At 43.8% G+C, this 20,566-nt stretch carries 22 protein-coding genes; 11 read left to right on the forward strand and 11 right to left on the reverse strand.

Annotated features, from left to right (window positions below; translation table 11 throughout):
• Positions 1–137 precede the first annotated feature (137 nt).
• The 4 genes from AC23N5_RS26250 to AC23N5_RS26265 form a co-directional block, all read right to left on the reverse strand.
• Positions 138–2,984: a PVC-type heme-binding CxxCH protein gene (locus AC23N5_RS26250; RefSeq protein WP_487757819.1), complete on the reverse strand. Its 2,847-nt coding sequence runs from the start codon at positions 2,982–2,984 to the stop codon at positions 138–140.
• 80 nt (positions 2,985–3,064) lie between these two features.
• The gene (locus tag AC23N5_RS26255; protein ID WP_487757820.1) at positions 3,065–4,147 is read right to left on the reverse strand and encodes a GHMP family kinase ATP-binding protein; all 1,083 of its coding nucleotides are present in this window, start codon (positions 4,145–4,147) and stop codon (positions 3,065–3,067) included.
• 23 nt (positions 4,148–4,170) lie between these two features.
• Positions 4,171–5,391 carry a sugar MFS transporter gene (locus AC23N5_RS26260; RefSeq protein ID WP_183972808.1) on the reverse strand — a complete coding sequence of 407 codons (1,221 nt, stop codon included), beginning with the start codon at positions 5,389–5,391 and terminating at the stop codon, positions 4,171–4,173.
• A gap of 120 nt (positions 5,392–5,511) precedes the next feature.
• Positions 5,512–6,276, reverse strand: a complete 765-nt coding sequence (locus tag AC23N5_RS26265; protein WP_487757821.1) for an SDR family oxidoreductase — start codon at positions 6,274–6,276, stop codon at positions 5,512–5,514.
• 78 nt (positions 6,277–6,354) lie between these two features.
• Here AC23N5_RS26265 and msrB point away from each other — a divergent pair, with 78 nt between their 5' ends.
• Entirely contained in the window at positions 6,355–6,831 is a 477-nt protein-coding gene (gene msrB / locus AC23N5_RS26270; protein ID WP_487757822.1) for a peptide-methionine (R)-S-oxide reductase MsrB, read from the forward strand.
• 2 nt (positions 6,832–6,833) lie between these two features.
• Here the strand turns inward: msrB and AC23N5_RS26275 are convergent, their stop codons facing one another.
• A complete protein-coding gene (locus AC23N5_RS26275) occupies positions 6,834–7,208 on the reverse strand; it encodes a VOC family protein (RefSeq protein ID WP_487757823.1) in 375 nt (124 codons plus the stop codon).
• An 89-nt stretch (positions 7,209–7,297) separates the two neighbouring features.
• Between AC23N5_RS26275 and AC23N5_RS26280 the strand changes: the two genes are divergently transcribed.
• A complete protein-coding gene (locus AC23N5_RS26280) occupies positions 7,298–7,714 on the forward strand; it encodes a hypothetical protein (RefSeq protein WP_487757824.1) in 417 nt (138 codons plus the stop codon).
• 71 nt (positions 7,715–7,785) lie between these two features.
• Here AC23N5_RS26280 and AC23N5_RS26285 read toward each other — a convergent pair whose 3' ends face one another.
• Positions 7,786–8,259 (reverse strand): single-stranded DNA-binding protein, encoded by a 474-nt coding sequence (locus tag AC23N5_RS26285; protein ID WP_028525550.1) that lies wholly within the window; start codon positions 8,257–8,259, stop codon positions 7,786–7,788.
• A gap of 66 nt (positions 8,260–8,325) precedes the next feature.
• Complete coding sequence (gene mutY / locus AC23N5_RS26290) at positions 8,326–9,390, reverse strand: A/G-specific adenine glycosylase (protein WP_487757825.1); 1,065 nt, start codon at positions 9,388–9,390, stop codon at positions 8,326–8,328.
• A gap of 177 nt (positions 9,391–9,567) precedes the next feature.
• On the opposite strand from mutY, the gene AC23N5_RS26295 reads away from it, so the two are divergent.
• The 5 genes from AC23N5_RS26295 (at position 9,568) to AC23N5_RS26315 (ending at position 14,469) form a co-directional block, all read left to right on the forward strand.
• Positions 9,568–9,852, forward strand: a complete 285-nt coding sequence (locus AC23N5_RS26295; RefSeq protein ID WP_028525548.1) for an HU family DNA-binding protein — start codon at positions 9,568–9,570, stop codon at positions 9,850–9,852.
• Between the two features lie 44 nt (positions 9,853–9,896).
• Entirely contained in the window at positions 9,897–10,742 is an 846-nt protein-coding gene (locus tag AC23N5_RS26300) for a tetratricopeptide repeat protein (RefSeq protein ID WP_487757826.1), read from the forward strand.
• Positions 10,743–11,055: 313 nt separating this feature from the next.
• The gene (locus tag AC23N5_RS26305) at positions 11,056–12,615 is read left to right on the forward strand and encodes an Rne/Rng family ribonuclease (RefSeq protein ID WP_028525546.1); all 1,560 of its coding nucleotides are present in this window, start codon (positions 11,056–11,058) and stop codon (positions 12,613–12,615) included.
• 109 nt (positions 12,616–12,724) lie between these two features.
• Positions 12,725–13,231 (forward strand): hypothetical protein, encoded by a 507-nt coding sequence (locus AC23N5_RS26310; RefSeq protein ID WP_487757827.1) that lies wholly within the window; start codon positions 12,725–12,727, stop codon positions 13,229–13,231.
• Positions 13,231–14,469 (forward strand): S-adenosylmethionine:tRNA ribosyltransferase-isomerase, encoded by a 1,239-nt coding sequence (locus tag AC23N5_RS26315; RefSeq protein WP_487757828.1) that lies wholly within the window; start codon positions 13,231–13,233, stop codon positions 14,467–14,469. The genes AC23N5_RS26310 and AC23N5_RS26315 overlap by 1 nt, the downstream gene beginning before the upstream one ends.
• Positions 14,470–14,552: 83 nt before the next feature.
• On the opposite strand, the gene AC23N5_RS26320 is transcribed toward AC23N5_RS26315, so the two are convergent.
• Entirely contained in the window at positions 14,553–15,344 is a 792-nt protein-coding gene (locus AC23N5_RS26320) for a hypothetical protein (RefSeq protein WP_487757829.1), read from the reverse strand.
• 80 nt (positions 15,345–15,424) lie between these two features.
• Here AC23N5_RS26320 and AC23N5_RS26325 point away from each other — a divergent pair, with 80 nt between their 5' ends.
• The gene (locus AC23N5_RS26325; RefSeq protein ID WP_487757830.1) at positions 15,425–15,922 is read left to right on the forward strand and encodes a DUF6265 family protein; all 498 of its coding nucleotides are present in this window, start codon (positions 15,425–15,427) and stop codon (positions 15,920–15,922) included.
• Here AC23N5_RS26325 and AC23N5_RS26330 read toward each other — a convergent pair.
• Complete coding sequence (locus AC23N5_RS26330) at positions 15,899–16,792, reverse strand: phosphodiester glycosidase family protein (protein ID WP_487757831.1); 894 nt, start codon at positions 16,790–16,792, stop codon at positions 15,899–15,901. The genes AC23N5_RS26325 and AC23N5_RS26330 overlap by 24 nt on opposite strands.
• Before the next feature lie 54 nt (positions 16,793–16,846).
• Here AC23N5_RS26330 and AC23N5_RS26335 point away from each other — a divergent pair, with 54 nt between their 5' ends.
• The 3 genes from AC23N5_RS26335 to AC23N5_RS26345 all read left to right on the forward strand — a co-directional run bounded on the left by AC23N5_RS26335 (position 16,847) and on the right by AC23N5_RS26345 (position 19,422).
• Entirely contained in the window at positions 16,847–17,404 is a 558-nt protein-coding gene (locus AC23N5_RS26335; RefSeq protein ID WP_487757832.1) for a YcxB family protein, read from the forward strand.
• A gap of 337 nt (positions 17,405–17,741) precedes the next feature.
• Entirely contained in the window at positions 17,742–18,515 is a 774-nt protein-coding gene (locus tag AC23N5_RS26340) for an alpha/beta fold hydrolase (RefSeq protein ID WP_028525539.1), read from the forward strand.
• 73 nt (positions 18,516–18,588) lie between these two features.
• Positions 18,589–19,422, forward strand: coding sequence for a lysophospholipid acyltransferase family protein (locus tag AC23N5_RS26345; protein ID WP_487757833.1), 834 nt, complete (start codon positions 18,589–18,591; stop codon positions 19,420–19,422).
• A gap of 43 nt (positions 19,423–19,465) precedes the next feature.
• On the opposite strand, the gene AC23N5_RS26350 is transcribed toward AC23N5_RS26345, so the two are convergent.
• Positions 19,466–19,846: a co-chaperone GroES gene (locus tag AC23N5_RS26350; protein ID WP_487757834.1), complete on the reverse strand. Its 381-nt coding sequence runs from the start codon at positions 19,844–19,846 to the stop codon at positions 19,466–19,468.
• A gap of 21 nt (positions 19,847–19,867) precedes the next feature.
• Complete coding sequence (locus AC23N5_RS26355; RefSeq protein WP_487757835.1) at positions 19,868–20,416, reverse strand: tetratricopeptide repeat protein; 549 nt, start codon at positions 20,414–20,416, stop codon at positions 19,868–19,870.
• Positions 20,417–20,566 lie beyond the last annotated feature (150 nt).

Consider the following 20,566-nt stretch of genomic DNA (forward strand, 5'->3'; position numbering starts at 1 on the left):
ATTCGGTTTCTCTGCCTTCATTCAAATCACGAAATTCAGCCGAATAAATTGTGGGAAACAAAAAAAACGTAGTTGTTAAAATCAATTTTAACAACTACGTTTTACTCCCTCTAAAGGGAAATCAGGAAAAAGAGAGCCTATTTTTTCGTGCTCTTCATACTTTCATCAATCGCCATAATGACTTCGTGGGATTGGTGGTTGTGCTCTTTTTCGAGGCGGCTCTTCAAGTTGGTTAGTAGCGAGCGACTTTCATCGGTATTTAAGGCCGAAACTCTCCGTACCATAAACTCTAAGTGCTTGTCCATCACCGATTTTTCAGCAAGTGCTAGGGCGCGTTTGGCGTCAAGAGCGGCCAACGGCTCGACCGCATACCACAACATAAGGGGCATATTATGGTCGCCTTTGTCGCTGGTTTTTTGAACAAGTGCTTCCACTGCTTCCCAGCGCTGAGCGGGAGAAATTCGCAACAAAGCAGAGGTCAAGTACAACCGAACCAGTGGAGAATTATCGTTTTGGGCTATGCTTACAAACTGTTTGAGGGTTTCGTCCGAAATGGTTTTGCCTTCCGTCATCAATTGTAAAGCCCAGCTGCGTACGTACTCACTTTCGTGGCTGAGTAAGGCATTCATTTCTGGTTGGGTCAATCCCTTGGTCACGTGCAATGCCCACAACGCCCGAAGTTTGCGGGTGACGTCAGGGTTGTTAGTAAGAATTTCTTTCAATGCTTTGTGGACTTTTTTGTTTGGCCCGCGCTCTTGTAACAATGTTCTTGCCTGACGTACGTACCATTCGTTGGGGTGTAATTGGTAATTGACCAGCTCTTTATCTGAGGCTTTCGATAAGTCAACTTGTACCCATTTGTCGTTTTCGTGGGTGATTTTGAAAATCCGCCCCATTGTTTTATCGTGCACGTCGGGGTTAGAACTGTGGCATTGGTTTTTGTCGTACCAGTCAATGGCAAAGACTGAACCACTGGCGTCGTATTTGAAGTTCAACCACTGCGACCAGGTATCATTCATGGCCATAAAATCGTCGCGGTGGCGCACTACGTAGCCTGAGCCAGCGCGTTCGGGATGGTCACGGTTGAAGCGCGCACCGTTGATGTTGTTCATAAAAATATCGTTGCGGTACTCGCTAGGCCAGGTGTGCCCCAAATACACCATGGCTCCCGCGTGGGCGTGTCCGCCTCCCTTTGGTCCCGACCGAAAGTTACCCGCGTGCGGGCCGCGTTCGCCAATCCAGTGTACGTGGTCGCCTGCGGTTTTTATGTCATCGTACGTGTAAGGGTTAAAATGTTTTCCCGCTTGGCGCTGATAGCGGGCATTGTGAATGATGTGGTACATGTGCGGAATCACGCAAGCCGTGATAAAGGCGTGGCCATAATCATTGAAGTCAATACCCCACGGGTTGCTTGTACCTTCGGCAAACACCTCAAACGTGTGTGCTGTGGGGTGATACCGCCACACGCCCGCGTTGATTTTGGTACGTTCTGAGTCGGGAGCGCCTGGTTTTCCTACGTTTGAATGCGTAAAAACACCGTGCGTTCCGTAGAGCCAGCCATCAGGCCCCCAGCGGAGGCTGTTGAGGGTTTCGTGGGTATCTTGAGTACCCCAGCCGTCTAATAATTTCTGAATAGGCCCCGCAGGTTTGTCGTTTTTAAAATCGGCAGGAACAAATAACAAATAAGGAGCTGCGCCCAACCAAACTCCCCCCATGCCTACCTCAATACCGCTGACGAGGTTGAGCCCATCCATAAACACTTTGCGGCTATCGAGTGTGCCGTCGCCGTTGGTGTCTTCTAAAATAAGGATTCGGTCGCGGCCTTGTCCTTCGGGAGCAGGAACGGGATAGGTATGGCCTTCCACGACCCACAAACGGCCACGGTAATCAATAGTAAAACAAATCGGACGAACCACGTCGGGCTCGGCAGCGGCCAACGAAACTTTAAAACCTTTGGGTGGCGTCATGGCAGCGGCGGCTTTTGCCCCCGACAAACCCGCGTTGATAACGGGGTCGAGTGGCGGTAAAATCACAATGTCGCTTTGTTTCAATTCATTGGGAAACTCGGGGCGGGTGCTGTGGAATAAAAAATCGTCAAAATTGAGGTGAGCCCATTTGTCGTGGGGGATGTACGGAATTTGTGAAATACCCGTCTCGTTATCAATGAGTTTGATGTAAATATCTTTGTTGAGGTACGCCTGCAAATCCACTACCACGGGTTGCAACGTAGCCCGCCCCTGTCCTGTGATGGAGAAAATAACCACATCACTGCCCGTTTGACGAATCTCGACGCGGGTATCCTGCAACGCACCACCCGAAACTTTAAATGAAGCATAGGGCTGAGTAACTGTAAATGGAACGGAAGTAAGCGTACCGATTTGCTTGGCATTGGTTATCCCACCACTAGAAACGAAAAACTTGCCATCGAACCCAATGCGCATTTCTTTTTCGTGCAGGGGAGAAGGGTCGGCTGAGATGAGGCCGTTGGCGAAAGCATCGCCCGTGGCAGTCCAGTCTTGGAGGGTGCCCGTTTCGAAGTTTAGGTTAAGGGATTGGCCGTTTTTCTGGGGGATTTGTCCCGTAATAACCTTGGCAGTAACGTCATTTTCCGATACTTCCAATTTCCCCACCATGCCAGCCGCGCGGTGACCAGGCACGGAACAGTAGTAAATATCGTTTTCTTGGGCAACGAAAACCAGCGTGGCACTGGCTCCTTTTTCGAGAATGGTTTTACTTTTAAGTGCCAATTTCTCAAGGGCAATGTCGTGGGTCATTAACTCCCCATTGACAATTTTGAGGCGAATCCGTTCGCCTTTTTTGGCACGAAGCGTTGGGTTTTTAGCACCATCGGGCGCAAAGTACCCAAGCATGGTCGCTTCGAGGGTAAATTCACGGTCGATTTTTTCGGAATCTTGAGAAAAACTGGGGAGAGAGAGGCAAAAGAATGCGCAGTAAATAAATATCAAGAGGCGTGAGGCGTACATGAGGAAAGGAAACAGTTAGGTTTTATTTTATCTTTTCTAAAAATAATATAAAAAACAACTGTTCCCTAAAAATTACTCATTTATTGCTTTTCTATTCTTGTGCCTTCGTCGATGTAGATAATGTAAGGGATACCACCCTCGCTTTTAATGGCTTCGGCAACCGCTTCAGGATTTTCGGGGGCGTACATAAACATGCAGCCTCCTCCGCCAGAACCGTTGATTTTGCCACCCAATGCCCCCGCTTTCATGGAAGCTTCTACCATGCGGTTTATTTTATCGGTGGAAGTGCGCTTGTGGTCGCGCAAATTGGCAAAGTGGCGGTACAATAATTGTCCAAATTGTTGGTCGAAGTGGGGGGCTGTACCGTTTTGGGATGCCAACATCAATTGTTTTCCCTCAATCAAAATATCACGGTCTTCGAGGTTTGCCTTCAACAACCCCAATTCATCCAAACTCAAATGTGCTTTATAGTCATCGGCTTGGGCAAGGGGAGTGGTGAAGATGGAAAACGTCGGATCAACTTGCTTTACTTTGGCAATGATGGCTTCCATTCCGTACCGACAGCGGGCAAGGATGCCGAGGGTATCTTTGGGCTGCAAAGAATCGCCAAGAACAAACGCACCTAATTTGGGCTGAAGACCTTCAACGTGGATTTTTGGAACAGATTCTAAATAAATCACATTTCCGATTGCGGTCGAATAATGATCCATCATGCCACCAGGCTCGCCAAATTCGAGTACTTCTGCTTCGTTGGCAATTTCTCCCAGTTCTTTTGAGCTTAATTCTTTGGGATTATCGGCTAATCGGGTCAAAAAGTTGGCCCATGTCACAATCAAAGCCGACGAACTTGACGTACCCGAATTGATGGGAATATTGCCGTGAATAGTCACGTCAAAACCTTGTCCAAAGACAAAACCACGGCGACGAAGTACGTTGATGGTACTTCTAAAATAATCACGTTCTTTTACGTAAGGAAGAGGCTCTTCCAGTAAAAAAGCCTCTTCTTCATTCAAATCGGGGAGGTGTAAGCGAATCATATCGTCGCTACTTTTGCCCCCCTCAATGCTTATTCGTCTTGAAATCGCCGCTGCCACAACAGGTAACCCAAGGTAATCTTGGTGTTCCCCAAATAAGCAAATTCGGCCTGGTGTTGATATTTTCAAAATCGTAAATGTTTAATTGGTAATTACCAGCTACGTTTTTTGTAACCAATCAATGAATAATACAAAAGGAAAGCGTAGAGCGGTAAAAGCAGCCAGTAAGCTTGCTGTGTGCTGTGGATTGAATCGGCTAGTTTTCCGTAAACGAGCGGTAGGATTGCACCTCCTGAGATACCCATAATCAATAAGGCTGAACCGATTTTTGTGAATTTGCCAAGGCCATCTAGCGCAAGTGGCCACATGGCAGGCCAAACAAGGGCGTTGGCAAAACCTAAAATGGCGATGCAAATGACAGACGTAAATCCTGTGGTCATGATGGCTAATACCGTCACGATGAGTCCTAAAATAGCCGATACTTTCAAACACATACCTTGAGAAACGTATTTTGGAATCAAGACAATGCCGAGACCGTAGGCCGCAAGCATGAGCCAGAGGGTGTAAGTTCCAAAGGTACTTGCTTCGCTTTCGGGAAAACCGAGCGAAACGCCGTAACTAATGATGGTATCACCCGCAATTACTTCGGCGCCTACGTAGCAAAACAAGGCAATTACCCCTAAAACGAGGTTAGGAAACGCAAAAACACTGTTGTGCTTGGCGGTCGCCGAATTTCCTCCTTCGTCTTCTTGTTCTTCGCTTACTTCTGGAAGACCTTTTGACATTTTGATAACAACCGCCAACACCACAAGTACGGCCGTAAGAATCATGTACGGTACTTCAACTTTTTGGAGTTCATCAGTTGGTGCGGCTGCGGCGCCACCTGCTAGAAGTAACCCGCCAAAGGTCCATTGGCTGATGATACCCGCCAATTTGTTGGCAATTCCCAAGAAACTGATGCGTTGGGCGGCACTTTCACGCGGGCCGAGAATCGTTGCATAAGGGTTGGAAGCCGTTTGGAGCAACGTCAAACCGATACCAATGGTAAATAACCCGACCAAAAATAAAGGGTACGAGGCGATTTGTGCCGCAGGAATAAAAATAGCGGTACCAACGGCCATGATGGCTAATCCCAACGACATTCCATTTTTGAAACCTGTACGTTTCAACACTTCCGATGAAGGAATCGCCATCAACGTATAAGAAATGAAAAAGGCGAAGGTAACAAGGTAAGAGCTGGTGTTGTCCAAGCTAAAGGCTTTCTTGAAGAAGGTGATGAGTGTACCGTTTACCCAAGTAACAAACCCGAACACAAAAAACAATAAACCAATGATAATCAACGGCCCTACGTAGCTTTGATTTTGTTTTGACATGAGAAATAGGAGGTTTAGAAGGTAAATTCAGTCCCGAAAAAATGAAAAAAAACGCGGGATTAAAAATTTATGTTAAGTTATTTTTAAATTATTTTAAAAAATGGTAAAACTAGAATGCTGCTAAAAACCATATACTGTAAAACCACCGTCAACGGCTATTATCTGTCCACTAATATAACTAGCGGCAGGAAGACATAAAAAAACGATGGCATTGGCTACTTCTTCGGGCTGGCCCACCCGTTGCATGGGCGTTCGGCGTAAAATGTCGCTTAATGCCTCAGGATTAGATAGAACCGACTCCGTCAGTGGCGTTGCAATGTACCAAGGTGCAACGGCGTTGACCCGAATATGGTCCTTGGCCCATTCACAAGCCAAATTTCTAGTAAGTTGGTTCAACGCACCTTTGGTCATTCCGTAAATTGAACCGCTACGCAAGGAGGTTAATCCCGCAACGGAAGTAACGTTAACCACACAGCCTTTGGCCAATTGCAAAGCAGGATACAAGGCTTGAGTAAGCAGAAAGGCCGAACGGAGATTGGTGTTGAGGATATGGTCGTATTCGTCGTAAGAGTATGAGTCGGTGGGCTTACGAATGTTTGTGCCTACGTTGTTGATTAGAATATCAAGTTTTTTCCAATGGGTTTGAACAAATTGGCCAAGTGATTCGATGGCCTCCGTGTTTCCTAAATCCAGCGCCAAGCCCGTCACGGGAAAACCTTGCTCTTGATAATCACCCACTTGTTGGGCTACTTCCTCTGCGTTTCGGGCCACTAGCAAGACCTCCGCACCCATTTTTAGAAGAAGTTGGACCGTGGCGCGTCCGATACCCTTGGTTCCGCCCGTTACGAGGGCGCGTTTTCCACCTAATTGCCAGTCGTTAAGCATTTTTGATTTATGTAAAACTTTCGATTAAATTGGTACGTTAATATACATATAAAAAAACAACCAAATCGCCTATCACCTATGAACCGTCGCTCATTCATTCACACACTTATTGGTACGTCGTTAGTGAGTCCACTAGCATTTTCGCAACAACAATCCCAAGACCTCAAACGGGTGGTCAAAACCGATGCAGAGTGGAAAAAAATCCTGACGCCTATTCAGTTTTACGTAACCCGTCAAAAAGGAACGGAACGTGCCTTTACGGGGCCTTATTGGAACAACAAAGAAAAAGGCGTCTATAAATGCGTTTGTTGCGGAACTCCGTTGTTTGCTTCCGATACCAAATTTGACTCGGGTACGGGTTGGCCTAGTTTCTACGCGCCAATCAATAAAAAAGCTTTGAAAGACGAAAAGGACAAGAGTTTCGGCATGGAACGTGATGAGGTGATTTGTGCCGTCTGTGATGCGCACCTTGGACACGTTTTCGACGATGGCCCTCGTCCAACTGGTTTACGCTACTGCATGAACGGCGCAGCGCTGGCGTTTGAAAAAAAATAACGTTAGGGCCTCGAAAATAACTCAATCCAATACCCATCGGGGTCTTTGACAAAAAGTTGAAGAAGTCCATCTGGTCGAGGTTTTGGGGGGCGGAAGGTCGCTTGTTGCGCCTTTAAATGCTGTTCCCAAGCGGAGAGGTCTTCTACTTCGAGCGCAAAGTGATTGCTACGAGAGCCCGAGACAACATGATGCTCCGTGCGAATTCCGATTAGGTGTAATTCTTGGTGAGAACCAATTTGAAACCAAGCCCCAGGGAAATCGAAGTTGGGACGGGCTAATTGGGTCATTTGTAGGGTATTTGAATAAAAATAGCAGCTTTGCGCTACGTCTGCAACGTACAAAGCTACGTGGTTGATTTCTTTGATGCGTAAATTCATGGAGGTCTATTCCAACGTTTTTTGGTCGTTTCTCGTCTTTATCACAGTAGCAAGTAAGGTGCTTGCGTTGACAAAAATCGAATAAAGTTATGAAAAATGCACTGATTTTGTGCTTGGGCCTGATGGCAGGTTGTAAGTCGGAAAGCGTAGATTCGTTGACGCTAGGAAGTGATTTTCCTCTGACAACAAAACAATCAGTTCAGGTAGGGGATGTCCAATTAGCACTGGCTGGCGTTGAAGATAGTCGTTGCCCGAAAAATGTACAGTGTGTTCGAGCGGGAGAAGTGGTAGTTGACTTGGCGCTAAATGCCCAACAAAACGTAAAGATGTGCTTGGGTGACTGTCAGGTGGTAGGTCGCAAAACGTCTGTGACGCAGGATTCATTAGAGGTGACGGTCAACCAGCAGAAGTATTTGCTTATTTTAAAGCAAGTTAGCCCAGAATCTAAGACGGAGAAAATCCCTAGTGACCAGTACCAGCTTCAAATGCAAGTGCTGAAAAAGTGATTCATTACTTACCTTCCCGAAAGTTTTGAACTTTCGGGAAGGTGAAAAACTTTCGGGAAGGTGATGAAATCTTAAAACGGCAAGTCATCATCTCCGCCACCTAAGTCTGAGGCGATGGGCGTCGCAGGTTTAGGCTGAGGAGCAGGACGAGGTGCAGGCGCTGATTGTTGTGGCGCACTGTAGCCCGACGAATTGTCGTCGTTATTGTTTGAATTACGACCTCCAACGAGCGTCAACGTAGTTCCGCGTACCGTTTTTCCTTCGCGTTGTTTTCCTTCTTTGTCCACCCACGTTTCTGTACGAAGTTTTCCTTCAATATAAACAGTGTTTCCTTTGCGTAAATACTGTTCGGCAATTTTTGCCAAATTGTCCCAAAGTTCAATCCGATGCCACTCTGTTTGTTCTACACGTTCGCCGCTGCGATTGGTGTAACTTTCAGAGGTTGCGATGTTAAAACGTGCTACTGCTGAGCCATTTTCGAGGTGACGAACCTCTGGGTCACTTCCCAAATTGCCCAATAAAATTACTTTGTTTACTCCAGCCATTGTTATAAAAAGAATTGTAAGTTACGAGTCAAAACTGCAAGGTTTGAAGCCATGCGGATGACAAATTTACTCAAAAAACCGCGCTTTCCAATACGTCGAAACCAAGACGGGCTTGGGGAGTTCGTCAATTTCTTCTTGGGTAAAAAAACGAAGAGAGGAAGGAAGTTCCAAATCAAAACCCGGCGGAAGTGCTACTTGCCAAAACCTCGCTTGTATGCGCTGATGGGAGAGGATGTGGGTAATTGTTTCGCTGGGTTGGGAGACAACAGACTGAGAAAGTGCTTGTTGTAAAAATGAAGGAAGAGGAAGCGAATCAAGTGTTGCGTCGGAATGCTCGGTTTCAACCAAATAAAAATCATAGAGTTGCTGCCAAATGTCGCGTTCTGTTCGCAAGTTCATGGCCAATTGTCCATCTTTCATCAAAATAAAATAATGAAAATGCCGCACCCGTACCTTCGTTTTCTTGATTTTAACGGGCAATTGGGCAACTCTGCCCGTGAGATTAGCTTCGCAAACGCCCTGAAACGGACACAACAGACAATCGGGAGAGGTAGGCGTACAGTGCACAGCCCCAAATTCCATAATGGCCTGATTGTACAAGGCGGGTTGTTCAATAGAGATGAGTTCGGCGGCAAGTTGGGCAAACTTTTTTTGCCCTTGAGAACTGGCAATGTCAAGGTCAACGCCAAATACCCGCGCAAGCACCCGATACACATTTCCATCCACGACAGCGACGGCTTCGTCGAAGGCAAAGGAAGCAATGGCAGCGGCAGTGTATGGGCCAATTCCTTTTAGTTTTAACAGCTCATTGTAGGTGCTTGGAAATACCCCATTGAGTTGATATGCAATGTGTTTGGCCGTTTGGTGGAGGTTCCTTGCCCGGGAGTAATACCCTAAGCCCTGCCACAGCCGTATTACCTCTTGTTCGGGGGCGTTGGCAAGGTCAGTGATAGTCGGGTATGTGCTAACAAATCGTTCATAATAGGGCAATCCTTGAGCGACGCGCGTCTGCTGTAGAATGATTTCGGATAACCATATATAATACGGATTTCGTGTTTGTCGCCAGGGCAAATCACGGTGTTGGTGGGTGTACCAACGGATGAGGGTTTCAGCAAAAAACTTGTTATTCAATGAATTCGGGAGTTTTTTTTTCAAATTAAGACAGAAAACATTTTCAAAATTAGTCGAAAATGTACTACTTTTGTGCGCTCAAATTAGGCCGTACGCTTATCAACACATCGGCATGGTAGAATTTTTGAAACTAATTTCCAAAGAATAACAATTTTATAACCTTAAAGTTTAATAAAAGTGACGAAAGCAGATTTAATCGCAGCAGTTGCCGACCAAACCGGCATCGAAAAAGCAAACGTTTCTGAAACAGTTGAAGCGTTTTTCTCAGTAGTAAAAGATTCATTAGCAAAAGGCGAAAATATTTATGTCCGTGGGTTTGGTAGCTTTGTAAACAAAAAACGTGCAAAGAAAGTAGCTCGTAACATTTCTAAAAATACGGCTATTGTTATTGATGAGCATTATGTACCAAGCTTCAAGCCAGCTAAAGTATTTGTAGAGCAAGTAAAAGGCTCTGATTTGTAATCTAAGAAGTAAAGTATTGTTGAAAGATTTAAAGGTAACGTGCAATGAATCGCTCCATCTTATTAGTAATTGTGTTTGCTACTGTGCTCACTGGCGGGCTCTATAGTCTTCCAAAAGTTGTGGTAAATACCAAGGAGCGTAAGTTGGTTGAGGGGAAAGAAAGCACTAAAACAAACGAGACTGAAGCGCCTAAAGAGCGTGCTTCGAGTCCGACAGAACATAGTGCACCTTTGACATCTGAGCAACAAAGCACTGTCAATAAGTTACTTCAACAATATACCTCAACAGCAGATTCAAAAGCAAAATCGACTGCGGCACTTCAATTATCAGACTTCTATTCTCAGATTAGAAAGTTTGATAGTGCAGCCAAATACGCCGAAAATGTGGCTCTTTTAGTGCCCACCGAAGCCAATTTGTTGCGAGCAGGTGACCGTTATTATGATGCGTTTGGGTTTGCTGTTGACAACCAAAAATTGGCAAAATTGGGGGAGAAAGCCCGCGAGTGGTACCAAAAAGCCCTCGATAAAAATCCAAATTTGCTAAATGTCAAAGCGAACTTGGCTATGACCTACGTATCGACCGAAACACCGATGCAAGGAATCATGATGCTCAGAGAAGTTTTGGCTGCCGACCCGACCAACGAAGTTGCGTTGTTTAATTTGGGATTGTTGTCAATGCGTTCAAACCAGTATGAAAAAGCAGTAGAGCGTTTTCGCCAACTGTTGAAAGTGCGTCCTGAAAATATGAAGGCACGTTTCTACATGGGAGTCTCGTTGGCACAGACAGGCAAAAACAAAGAAGCGTTAGAAGAACTTTTAATCGTAAAGGAAAAAGAAAAAGACCCGACCATTCAGGCAGCAATTGCTGAACTAGAAAAAGAGCTAAAGTAGTGGTTGTTAGCTATTTACGATGAAAGCCTTACAACAGAATCATTCAATTTTTCAATAACATTTAAAACATTTACGATTATGCCTTGCGGAAAAAAAAGAAAAAGACATAAGATCGCTACGCACAAACGCAAAAAGCGCCTAAGAAAGAATCGTCACAAGAAGAAATAATTTCTGACTCCAAAACCAAGGTACTTTTTTACCTTGGTTTTGGGGTTTTATATACATCTTCGATTATGTGTCGGACTTTGTAGTTAGTTTTTAACCATTCGCGATTTCACGCGGATTGGTTTTCACCCTCTATCCTTACATAACATTGAGTAGCGAATTAGTCATTAGTGCCTCACAAAAAGGTACCCGCATCGCTCTCTTGCAGGAGAAGCGACTCGTTGAGTACCAAGTAGAGGAGTCGGAAAGTAGTTTTACGGTTGGTGATATTTATTTAGGTACCGTCCGAAAACTCGTGACTGGCTTGAACGCTGCTTTTGTTGACATTGGATACGAAAAAGATGCCTTTCTGCATTACCACGACTTAGGCCCTAACGTCCAATCATTAAATAAACTGACCAAAGATGTGATTGCTAAACGCCTCACATCGGGAAAGTTGAATAACTTTAAGATGGAGCCAGAGATTGATAAACTCGGCAAAATCGATAAAGTACTCGGAAAAAACCAGCCCATTTTGGTGCAGGTTGTCAAAGAGCCTATTTCTACCAAAGGACCCCGACTTTCGTGCGATATTTCTATCGCAGGACGGTACGCAGTGCTAGTTCCCTTTTCTAATTCGGTCAATATTTCCAAAAAAATTACGGATAAGACCGAACGAACACGTCTGCATAAGTTAATGACTTCGGTCAAACCAGCCAATTTCGGCATTATTGTCCGTACTGTGGCTGCCAATAAAGACGTTGAGGAGTTGGATAAAGACATTCAAAACTCCATTAGAAAGTGGGAGCAAGGAATGAAAGCCTTGAGTGAGGCCAAACCACGCGACCGTATCATTGGCGAAATGAACCGTGCGTCTTCTATCATGCGTGACATGCTCAACGATACATTTGATAGCATCACGGTTGATACCAAAGAGATGTACGACGACATCAGGGACTTTATTCATACGATTGCTCCCGATAAAGAAAAAATTGTAAAACTTTATTCGGGCAAAAGCAAATTATTTGAACAAGTAGGTCTTGAAAAGCAGATTAAGTCATTGTTTGGACGCTCAGTGAGCCTTCCTGGTGGAGGTTATCTCATTGTAGAACACACAGAAGCGCTCCATGTAATTGATGTCAACAGCGGTAACAAGTCCAACAACGAGGAAAGTCAGGAAGATACTGCGCTTCATACCAATACTGAAGCCGCCAAAGAAATAGCCCGTCAGCTTCGCCTTCGCGATATGGGCGGTATTATTGTGGTGGATTTTATTGATATGCGTAAGCCAGAGCATAAAAAAGAACTGTACGACGTGATGAAAGCCGAAATGAAGGCTGACCGTTCTAAGTTCACGCTCTTGCCACTTACGAAATTTGGATTAATGCAAATTACGCGTCAACGGGTTCGCCCAGAATTGAACATCGTCACGCGGGAAGTTTGTCCAACTTGTAATGGCGCAGGAACCATTCAACCTAGTATTTTGATTTCGGATATTATCGAAAACAACCTCGAATATTTGTTGACCAAACAAAACGAAAGAAAGGTGTCGGTAGCCCTTCACCCGTACTTGCACGCGTACTTTACGGCGGGATTCCCGTCGCCCCGACTCAAATGGTTCTTTAAATATAAATCATGGGTTAAACTCTTAAAAGATAGCTCGCTGCCGATTACTGAGTTTAAGTTTTATGATAAAGATGGCGAGGAAATTGAAATCGCCACCACTTGATTCTTTTAAAAACATGTTTAAAGGGTTAAGAGTTATTAGTGTAGGAAATTAACCGAAACTAATAACTTTTGACCCTTGATAGTTTAAATGGTGTCTCACTGAGTGAAATATGAAAATTACAACTTTTGCTATTCGCGTTTGGCGGGTATTTTCAATGATAACTGTATTTGTTGCTTCAATGTATAGTTATAGTTTGTTTGGGCAAGAAGTGGGAGTGCATTTTAATGCCCTTGGCCAAGCAGACGAGTTCATGCTCAAATCTGATATATTTTATATTTTGGTAGGGTTGATTTTAACCAACAACGTGTTGCTTCTGTCGGTTGGTCGGGCATTGCTAAAATTGCCTTCAAACGTGCTGCCGATTCCAAATCAACCACTTTGGGCCGAACACCGCGAAGAGTTGAACGAGCATATTCAGAATTGGATATATAGTTTGGTGGCCATGATAAATACGTCGATTGCACTGACGATTTTTGCGTTGGCGACAGTAAACAATGAATTCAAATTTAAAATCGGCGATTTTAATGGATTGTTATACCTAATCGTTGGATTCCTTCTGGCGATTGTAGTGGCGTTGCCGATTCGCCTTATGATGAAACCAAGCTCGAATGATTAATGACGTTGCCCGAAATTCTTCTAGCCGACTACGAGTACGATTTGCCCGACGAAAAAATTGCGCGGTATCCCATTGAGCCACGAGATACGTCCAAACTAATGGTGTATCGAAATGGTGAAATCTTACACCGACAATTTACGGATGTAGTCAACTATTTGCCACTGAAAAGCTTTTTGGTCTTTAACAATACAAAGGTCATTCCTGCACGGGTGTTTTTTACCAAACCAACAGGAGCGCTGATTGAAGTATTCTTATTACACCCCGAAGCCCCCACTAGGGTCATCAATGAGGCCATGCAGCAAACTACCCACGCGGTTTGGAGTTGCATGGTGGGAAATAAAAAAAGATGGAAAGCCCATGAGACGCTTCAGTGTAATTTGTTGATTAATCAGCTTACCGTTACCGTTTTTGCCGATTGGGCAGACATGGATAAAAACTGGGTAAATTTTCGCTGGCAAGTTGCCGATTCACAGTCCGAACCTATCGAGCTTACTTTTGTTGAAATAATTCGCGCTTTGGGGGAAATTCCTTTGCCACCGTATTTGAACCGAAAAACGGAAGCGCAAGACCTCGAAACGTATCAAACGGTTTATTCAAAAATTGAAGGGGCAGTAGCTGCGCCCACGGCTGGACTGCATTTTACCGAGCAGGTTTTTGAAAATTTAGCCAATGCAGGAATAACGCATGACTTTGTGACGCTACACGTAGGGGCGGGAACTTTTCAACCCGTAAAAGTAGCCAATGCCATAGAGCACACTATGCACGCCGAACAAGTGGTTTATCGACGAGCGTTTATTGAAAATCTTCTCGTTCACTTGGAAGGAATTGTTGCCGTTGGAACTACCTCCATGCGTTCCCTTGAAAGTCTGTATTGGTTTGGGGTAAAACTTTGGCAAAACAAGACCAAAGTTCAGGATGGATTTTTTATTGAAAAATTGACGCCTTATCAGGACTATACTTCATTGCCTTCGGCGGAAGAATCTTTGCAGACAATTTTGGCGTACATGGAGCACCATGAATTGAATGAGGTAATTGGAGAAACCGAAATTATGATTTTCCCAAGTTATACCTTCAAACTATGCAAAGGGTTGATTACGAACTACCATCAGCCCAAGTCAACGTTGATGTTGCTTGTTGCCGCTTTTGTCGGGCCGAACTGGCGAACAATTTACGACGAAGCTCTTGCGAACGACTATCGCTTTTTAAGCTATGGCGATTCTTCATTGCTTTTGCCGTGACTCAGGTTTCTCAAAACCTGAGCAAACGCAACTCTAAAAAAATCTGAAAGTGCCTCTGGTTTTGAGAAACCAGAGGTAAGAAGCTACTTGATACGTGATTGAATGACAAAGTTGTCGTTTCGGGTAATTCCCCAAACGACAACTTCTTTTTTGTGGGTTCGGTCAATGGCGAAGCCCTGTCCTTCACTGGGTGTCGAAATCGTTTGAAGATACACAAGCGTAGAACCTCTTTCGGGAAGTTGGAGTACATAAAGCTCTGGTTTGTCGTGGCCAGTGCAATACAATTTTCCGTCAGGCCCCCATGTTCCGCCCGATGTACTTTTGGGTGCAAATGACTGTAAGAGAAATTCGGGGAAACCCCACGACGCAACTTGCTGCCACTGGGGAGTAAACTTAACGAGAGTCGTCCAGCGATTGTCGCGGCCTCCGTCAGAATTTTTATCAGAATAGTTGGCAAAAGCCACCCACCAATGCCCTTCGTGAAAATCAATCCAAGTAGCCGAGCCAGGAAAAAAGCCAAAACTGTGAGAGTCGATATGCGCCAGCGTATTTTTGTCAAATACCTCAATAGAACTACTCATGGGTTTGTTGGGGTAATTGGAGTGGGCACAATACAGCCGATTGCCAATAATCAAACCACTGTTGAGGTGTTTGAGAATCCCCGTGGAGTCACTCCACGTTTTTACTAATTTCCCGTCGGTTTTAGTGTGTTTTGAAATGGAGGTATTGTTGATGACGTAAAAAAAGGCCGCATCAACGGCGACTCCTTGCTTGGCTTCTTTGACCTGAAAACGAGTCACTTCCGTTGCTTTCTGCGTTTGTGCCCAAAGCCCCTGTGCCAATAAGGTAAGAAATAGAAAAAAGTATGTTTTCATTTTCAACCGATGTTCTGAAAGTATTTTTTTAAACCTGCTGCCTTATAAGGGCAATACACATACATTCTAAATAACATTTTATGCGATTTTTTACTTCTTTTCGAGCCGTTTTGTACGTTTTATTTTTGGGACTTTTAAGTTTTGGTACCCAGGCCCAATCTGGCGCTTTGTCGGATGTTGCCTTTATGAAAGGTCATTGGTTGGGTACGTTTAACGGAGGCCCAATTGAAGCATTTTGGGCAGCACCTGCGGGCGACAACCTAACGGGCTTCATGCGGATGATGAAAGACAACAAAGTAACGATGTACGAAATGTTGGTTTTTGAGCAAACGGAACAAGGGCCTATCGTTTTGGTAAAACATTTTAAACCAGGTTTGGTCGCAATGGAAGAAAAAGAGATTTCGGATCGCTACCGTTTTATCGAGGCTAAAAAGAACCAAGCTTTGTTTGAAAAGTCGGATGGAGCTGTTCGGATTATTTATGAACTTAGAACCCCTAATCAACTGGTCATTCAGCGGGGAAAACAAGAAGGTGGCAAATGGGTTTTTGCTGACTTATTTGTTTTTGCGCGTCAATAATTTCAAAATAAGGGCGTTGCTTACGGAACGCTCACCTTCATGGTCAAATTTTTTGTTATCGCTGGGGTAGTTTACTACCCCTTTTTCTTTGAGCCATAAAGTGGTTGAGCCACCGCCGTCGAGGTTGAGGGCGGATGAGCAGCCAAGCTGGCGAGTCAAAAAAGTAAGTTCTGATAAATTCATGCCATAGGATTCGGCTGATCGACCATCGACGGTAATCAGGAGTGTTTTGCCCGATTTGGTTGTACACACACACGAACGAGGGTGGCGGTTGTCGTTGAAAGCATTTTTTGGTAAAACTTCGTCTTTGTTTTCCCACCGCAATAAGGGGCCCGACAGCATTATATTATTATAAGGTAGAAGATATTCCCAACCCACCAAAGGTTCACCCCGTAAAATTTGAAATTTTTTTTTGTCAACGGCAATTCCTGCCTGACCATGAAAAGCAGCTTTTGACCCTTTTAAGGCACGGGTTGTATCGGGAGTTTGGCCGTTTATTTTGATAAAATCGACCGAACCACCGTTTTTAACGTCAAAAAAACCTCCGTTGATGGCCAAAAAAGCGTCATTTTCTTGGGCAAGTTGACTTGTTTTTCGCAATTGTCCTCTTTTTTTATCTCGTTTGTTCAACGAATCCGCAGTAATAATCTCCCAAACAAACTTCCGAGCCTTTCGAGAAACTTCGACAATATTGATACTTTGGTTGGCTTCAAACAACTCTTTTTGCTGAAAATGAGCGTATTTCCAAATCACACCTTTGGCGAGGGTTTCTGTTTTCCAAGGAGCATTGGCAAGTGCTAATGAATCTTTTGTGGTTTGCGCCGACGCAAACAGTACATTTAGGCAGAGCAAAAAAGTTAGCCGTTTCATTTTATTTTCTAATTTTGCGAGTCTTTAAAATATCAATCGAATTATTCTTCAAATATGGCAAAAGTTCCGGTTAATAAGCACCAGCCAATGTATCAAATGCCTACTTCACCATTGTCGGTGAAGACGAAAAAGTTTGCACTGGACAAAAAAGAGTACGTACGTATCGCATTGCGCCAAACGTGGGAACAACAAAAGATGTGGGTACTCCTTCCGTTGGGTCTTTTGTTAGTGAATGCCATTTTGGGAATCACGGGTGTGTATCCCAACATTTGGGCGTACATCGTTATTGTTCTTGGGGCAGCACTTTACGTCGGTTTTTGGTGGGTTCAATTTACAGGGGTTACTCAGTTAGAACAATATAAACAATTGTTTGAAAAGTATTTCTACGAAATTGATAGTCGTCAAATTTTGGTAAAAATTAACACCAAAGAAGGTGGTGTGATGCAATGGGACCAAATTCAGAGCGCGTACAAAGACAAAGAAGCCTATATCTTGGTCATGTCTCGTGGGCAGTTTTTGCATTTCCCAACGTCAGCCTTTAATTCTGAACACGACTTAAAATTATTTGAGCGTATTTTGAAACAAAAGAATTTGTTGGCAGAAACGAAATAAAGGTCGTTGACATCGAACAAAAAAAGTGACTGAATTTCCTCAGTCACTTTTTTTGTTTTAAAAAATGAAAAATTAAAATGCAAAAGGTGAATCAAAAAAGTGCAATTTTGTTATGTTTGCATACCGTAAGATAAATTGTAGTAAAGGCTTTATTTACAAACAGTTGACTATTTTGACTTTCGGATAGAAAGTGTGGTACTATTCCTTGTTTCTGAAAATAGTATAAAAACATTGAAAAGAATTATTCTATATTTGCGTTATAGACGTCCAAAAGTCAGCCAATTATTTTTATTTTTCCTTTGATTTATCCCATAAAAACGAATCTTATCCTTTGATTATGAGCTACTTGATTAAAGAATCCGACGGTTATCGCTACATTGATGAAGGCCAGGGAGATGTGCTATTGCTGTTGCACGGTCTTTTTGGTGCATTGAGTAACTGGGATGGGGTAATCACTCATTTTAGCAAAAACTACCGTATTATTATTCCGATGCTCCCCATTTATGAAATGAGCCCGCGCGAAGCAGGTTTGGAAGCACTGGTAACTTTTACGGAAGGTTTTGTGGCTTCTCAAAAATTGACAGACATGACCCTGATTGGAAATTCACTCGGTGGTCATATTGCTATTTTATATACGCTTACCCACCAAGACCAAGTAAAGCGTTTGGTGTTGACAGGTAGTTCGGGGCTGTTTGAGAATGGGATGGGAGGTTCGTATCCTAAGCGGGGAAGTTACGAATACATTTCGGAACGCGTGGCTTATACTTTCTATGACCCTAAGGTAGCGACGAAAGAATTGATTGATGAAGTGTTTGAAACGACATCCAGCATTCCTAAGTGCATGAGCATTGTCGGAATTGCCAAATCAGCACAGCGTAATAATGTGGCCAAAGATTTACACAAAATTCAGGTGCCTACCTTGCTCGTTTGGGGACTGAATGATACCATCACGCCGCCGCACGTAGCACACGAGTTTAATCGACTCATTTCAAAATCGGAATTATACTTCATCGATAAATGTTGCCATGCCCCTATGATGGAACATCCAGAACGTTTTAACGAATTGCTGGATCAATTCTTAGTGGAAAATCCCGTGGCTGAGTTAGCCTAATTTTTTTAACTTAGCACAATACAAAGTCGTCAATGGGGTAATAGCTGTTGGCGACATTTTACTTTTATTCGATATGGCTTCCGAACGACCTATTTCTCGGTATAGTTTTTTGCCTAAATGGCTTTCGTGGCTTGATTTTTTGGGGTTTCTCGAAAAAGACCCTTTTGGCAATTCGTTGTTTATTAAACGATTACTGATTTCAGGGATTGGCTGGTTTACCTATTGGCGATTTACGGTAGTCAACAAAACGGTGATTGAAGGCATTGAGCACCTTGAAAACCTTCCCGATAATAATGTCCTTTTTCTGTCGAATCACCAGACGTATTTTGCGGATGTTATTTCGTTTTACCATATTTTTTCGAGCGTAAAGTGGGGTTTTAAAAGTACCATTGTTCCGCCCTTGTACTTGATGGCACCTCGGGCTAGAAGTTATTATGTGGCTGCGAGTGAAACCATGAAAGCGGGTATAGTTCCCAAATTGTTTGGTTTAGGTGGAGCGCTGACAGTGGAGCGCTCGTGGAGGGCAGAGGGGAAAAACGTAAAAAGAGAACGTGACTCTAAAGCGGGTGATAAAGTGTATCAAGCATTGGGGCACGGTTGGGTAGTGAGTTTTCCGCAGGGTACAACCAGCCCGTATGCACCCATCCGAAAAGGAACGGCGCATTTGATTTTAGAAAACAACCCGATTGTTATTCCAGTGGTTATCAATGGTTTTCGACGTGCCTTTGATAAAAAAGGATTGCGTTTTAAAAAACGTAATACGACATTGACCGTTCGTTTCAAAGCACCCATTGAGTTTGATCAATCAATGTCGGTAGAGGAAATGGTTGAGCGAATTCGAAAGGAAATCGAGCAAGAAATTCCCTACGATAAAATGAAATGGATGCAGGGAGAAGAGGAAGGGTAACTGCCTACTTCTCAAAAATAGTGAAAAGCAGGCAGTCGCAGTTTTAAGAAAATAAATCTTCGATGCGTTCGAGCATCAAAATAGATGCCTGTGGGACAATGACGTATTTCTCATTGTTAAAAACGACATCAATCGCATTTCTCTGAAGGTAAATGGCAACATCACCTTCTTGGGCTTGAAGTGGCATGTATTTTACTTTTTCTTCAGTTTCTTTCCAAGGCTCATCATCGGTGGGAGTTGGGATAGGATAGCCAGGGCCCACTTTGATTACATAGCCACTTTGAACTTGTTCTTTTTCGGTAACGGTTGGGGGTAAATACAAACCTGTCGGGGTCTGATCGACTGGATTTTTAGGACGAATCAACACGCGGTCGCCTACGACGATGAGGCGTTTTAATTTGTTATCGGAGGTAATTTCGAGCATAGGTCGATTTATAAAAAGTTGTTATATTTTAATACTTCGTCGAAAGGGTGGTTTACTGAGCACAAATGCGGCATCTTCGTCGCCAAGCTTGACGGCTTTTTGGAGGTCTTTCTCCGCTTGTGAATGTTGGTGTAATTTGAGTCGAGCTAAGGCTCTCCACCGCAGAGACTCTGGCTCTTCTCCCCTTGAAAACCATACGGCTTTGTCAAAAGACAAAAACGCATTCTCAAATTCTCCCAGTCTAAACTGCGTTATTCCTCGATCAAGGTGAACATCAGGGAGGGTATTGTCAAAACTAATGGCCTCCGAAAAATCATACAAGGCCGAATACAAATTGTCTTCTTTCAAATTGCACTTGCCACGGTAGGCATAAGCCACTGCCGATTTTCGGTGGGTCTTTAACGCTTCGTTAAAAAAATCAAATGCCTTGCTATACTCTTGACGTTGAAAGAGTTCGATACCTTCCGAAAACCGCTTTTTGTCTTTTTCGCTGGGGGTGTCGTGATCGGTGAGATGGTACCGCAACACCAAATACGGGATAAAAAGTAAGATAAGCAGTAAGGTTTCCATACGCAATCAAGGTGTCAAGTGTGTATCAAATTTACAATTTATTAACGCGTATTTTAGAATTTGGGTTTAAGGAATGTAGAAAAATTCCGCCAAAACTTACAAACCTACTACCTATAAATGACGTTTGTTGCTTGATTATCCTTGACGCAT

The organism is Runella sp. R5_40, from assembly GCF_057652295.1.

Coding starts and splice junctions, on each gene's coding strand:
- AC23N5_RS26280 (WP_487757824.1), top strand. CDS start 7,298: ATGAAAAATGCACTGATTTTGTGCTTGGGCCTGATGGCAGGTTGTAAG.
- AC23N5_RS26320 (WP_487757829.1), bottom strand. CDS start 15,344: ATGAAAACATACTTTTTTCTATTTCTTACCTTATTGGCACAGGGGCTT.
- AC23N5_RS26330 (WP_487757831.1), bottom strand. CDS start 16,792: ATGAAACGGCTAACTTTTTTGCTCTGCCTAAATGTACTGTTTGCGTCG.
- AC23N5_RS26300 (WP_487757826.1), top strand. CDS start 9,897: ATGAATCGCTCCATCTTATTAGTAATTGTGTTTGCTACTGTGCTCACT.
- AC23N5_RS26350 (WP_487757834.1), bottom strand. CDS start 19,846: ATGCTCGAAATTACCTCCGATAACAAATTAAAACGCCTCATCGTCGTA.
- AC23N5_RS26265 (WP_487757821.1), bottom strand. CDS start 6,276: ATGCTTAACGACTGGCAATTAGGTGGAAAACGCGCCCTCGTAACGGGC.
- AC23N5_RS26260 (WP_183972808.1), bottom strand. CDS start 5,391: ATGTCAAAACAAAATCAAAGCTACGTAGGGCCGTTGATTATCATTGGT.
- AC23N5_RS26285 (WP_028525550.1), bottom strand. CDS start 8,259: ATGGCTGGAGTAAACAAAGTAATTTTATTGGGCAATTTGGGAAGTGAC.
- AC23N5_RS26340 (WP_028525539.1), top strand. CDS start 17,742: ATGAGCTACTTGATTAAAGAATCCGACGGTTATCGCTACATTGATGAA.
- AC23N5_RS26275 (WP_487757823.1), bottom strand. CDS start 7,208: ATGAATTTACGCATCAAAGAAATCAACCACGTAGCTTTGTACGTTGCA.
- AC23N5_RS26250 (WP_487757819.1), bottom strand. CDS start 2,984: ATGTACGCCTCACGCCTCTTGATATTTATTTACTGCGCATTCTTTTGC.
- AC23N5_RS26325 (WP_487757830.1), top strand. CDS start 15,425: ATGCGATTTTTTACTTCTTTTCGAGCCGTTTTGTACGTTTTATTTTTG.
- AC23N5_RS26355 (WP_487757835.1), bottom strand. CDS start 20,416: ATGGAAACCTTACTGCTTATCTTACTTTTTATCCCGTATTTGGTGTTG.
- msrB (WP_487757822.1), top strand. CDS start 6,355: ATGAACCGTCGCTCATTCATTCACACACTTATTGGTACGTCGTTAGTG.
- AC23N5_RS26335 (WP_487757832.1), top strand. CDS start 16,847: ATGGCAAAAGTTCCGGTTAATAAGCACCAGCCAATGTATCAAATGCCT.
- AC23N5_RS26310 (WP_487757827.1), top strand. CDS start 12,725: ATGAAAATTACAACTTTTGCTATTCGCGTTTGGCGGGTATTTTCAATG.
- AC23N5_RS26345 (WP_487757833.1), top strand. CDS start 18,589: ATGGCTTCCGAACGACCTATTTCTCGGTATAGTTTTTTGCCTAAATGG.
- AC23N5_RS26315 (WP_487757828.1), top strand. CDS start 13,231: ATGACGTTGCCCGAAATTCTTCTAGCCGACTACGAGTACGATTTGCCC.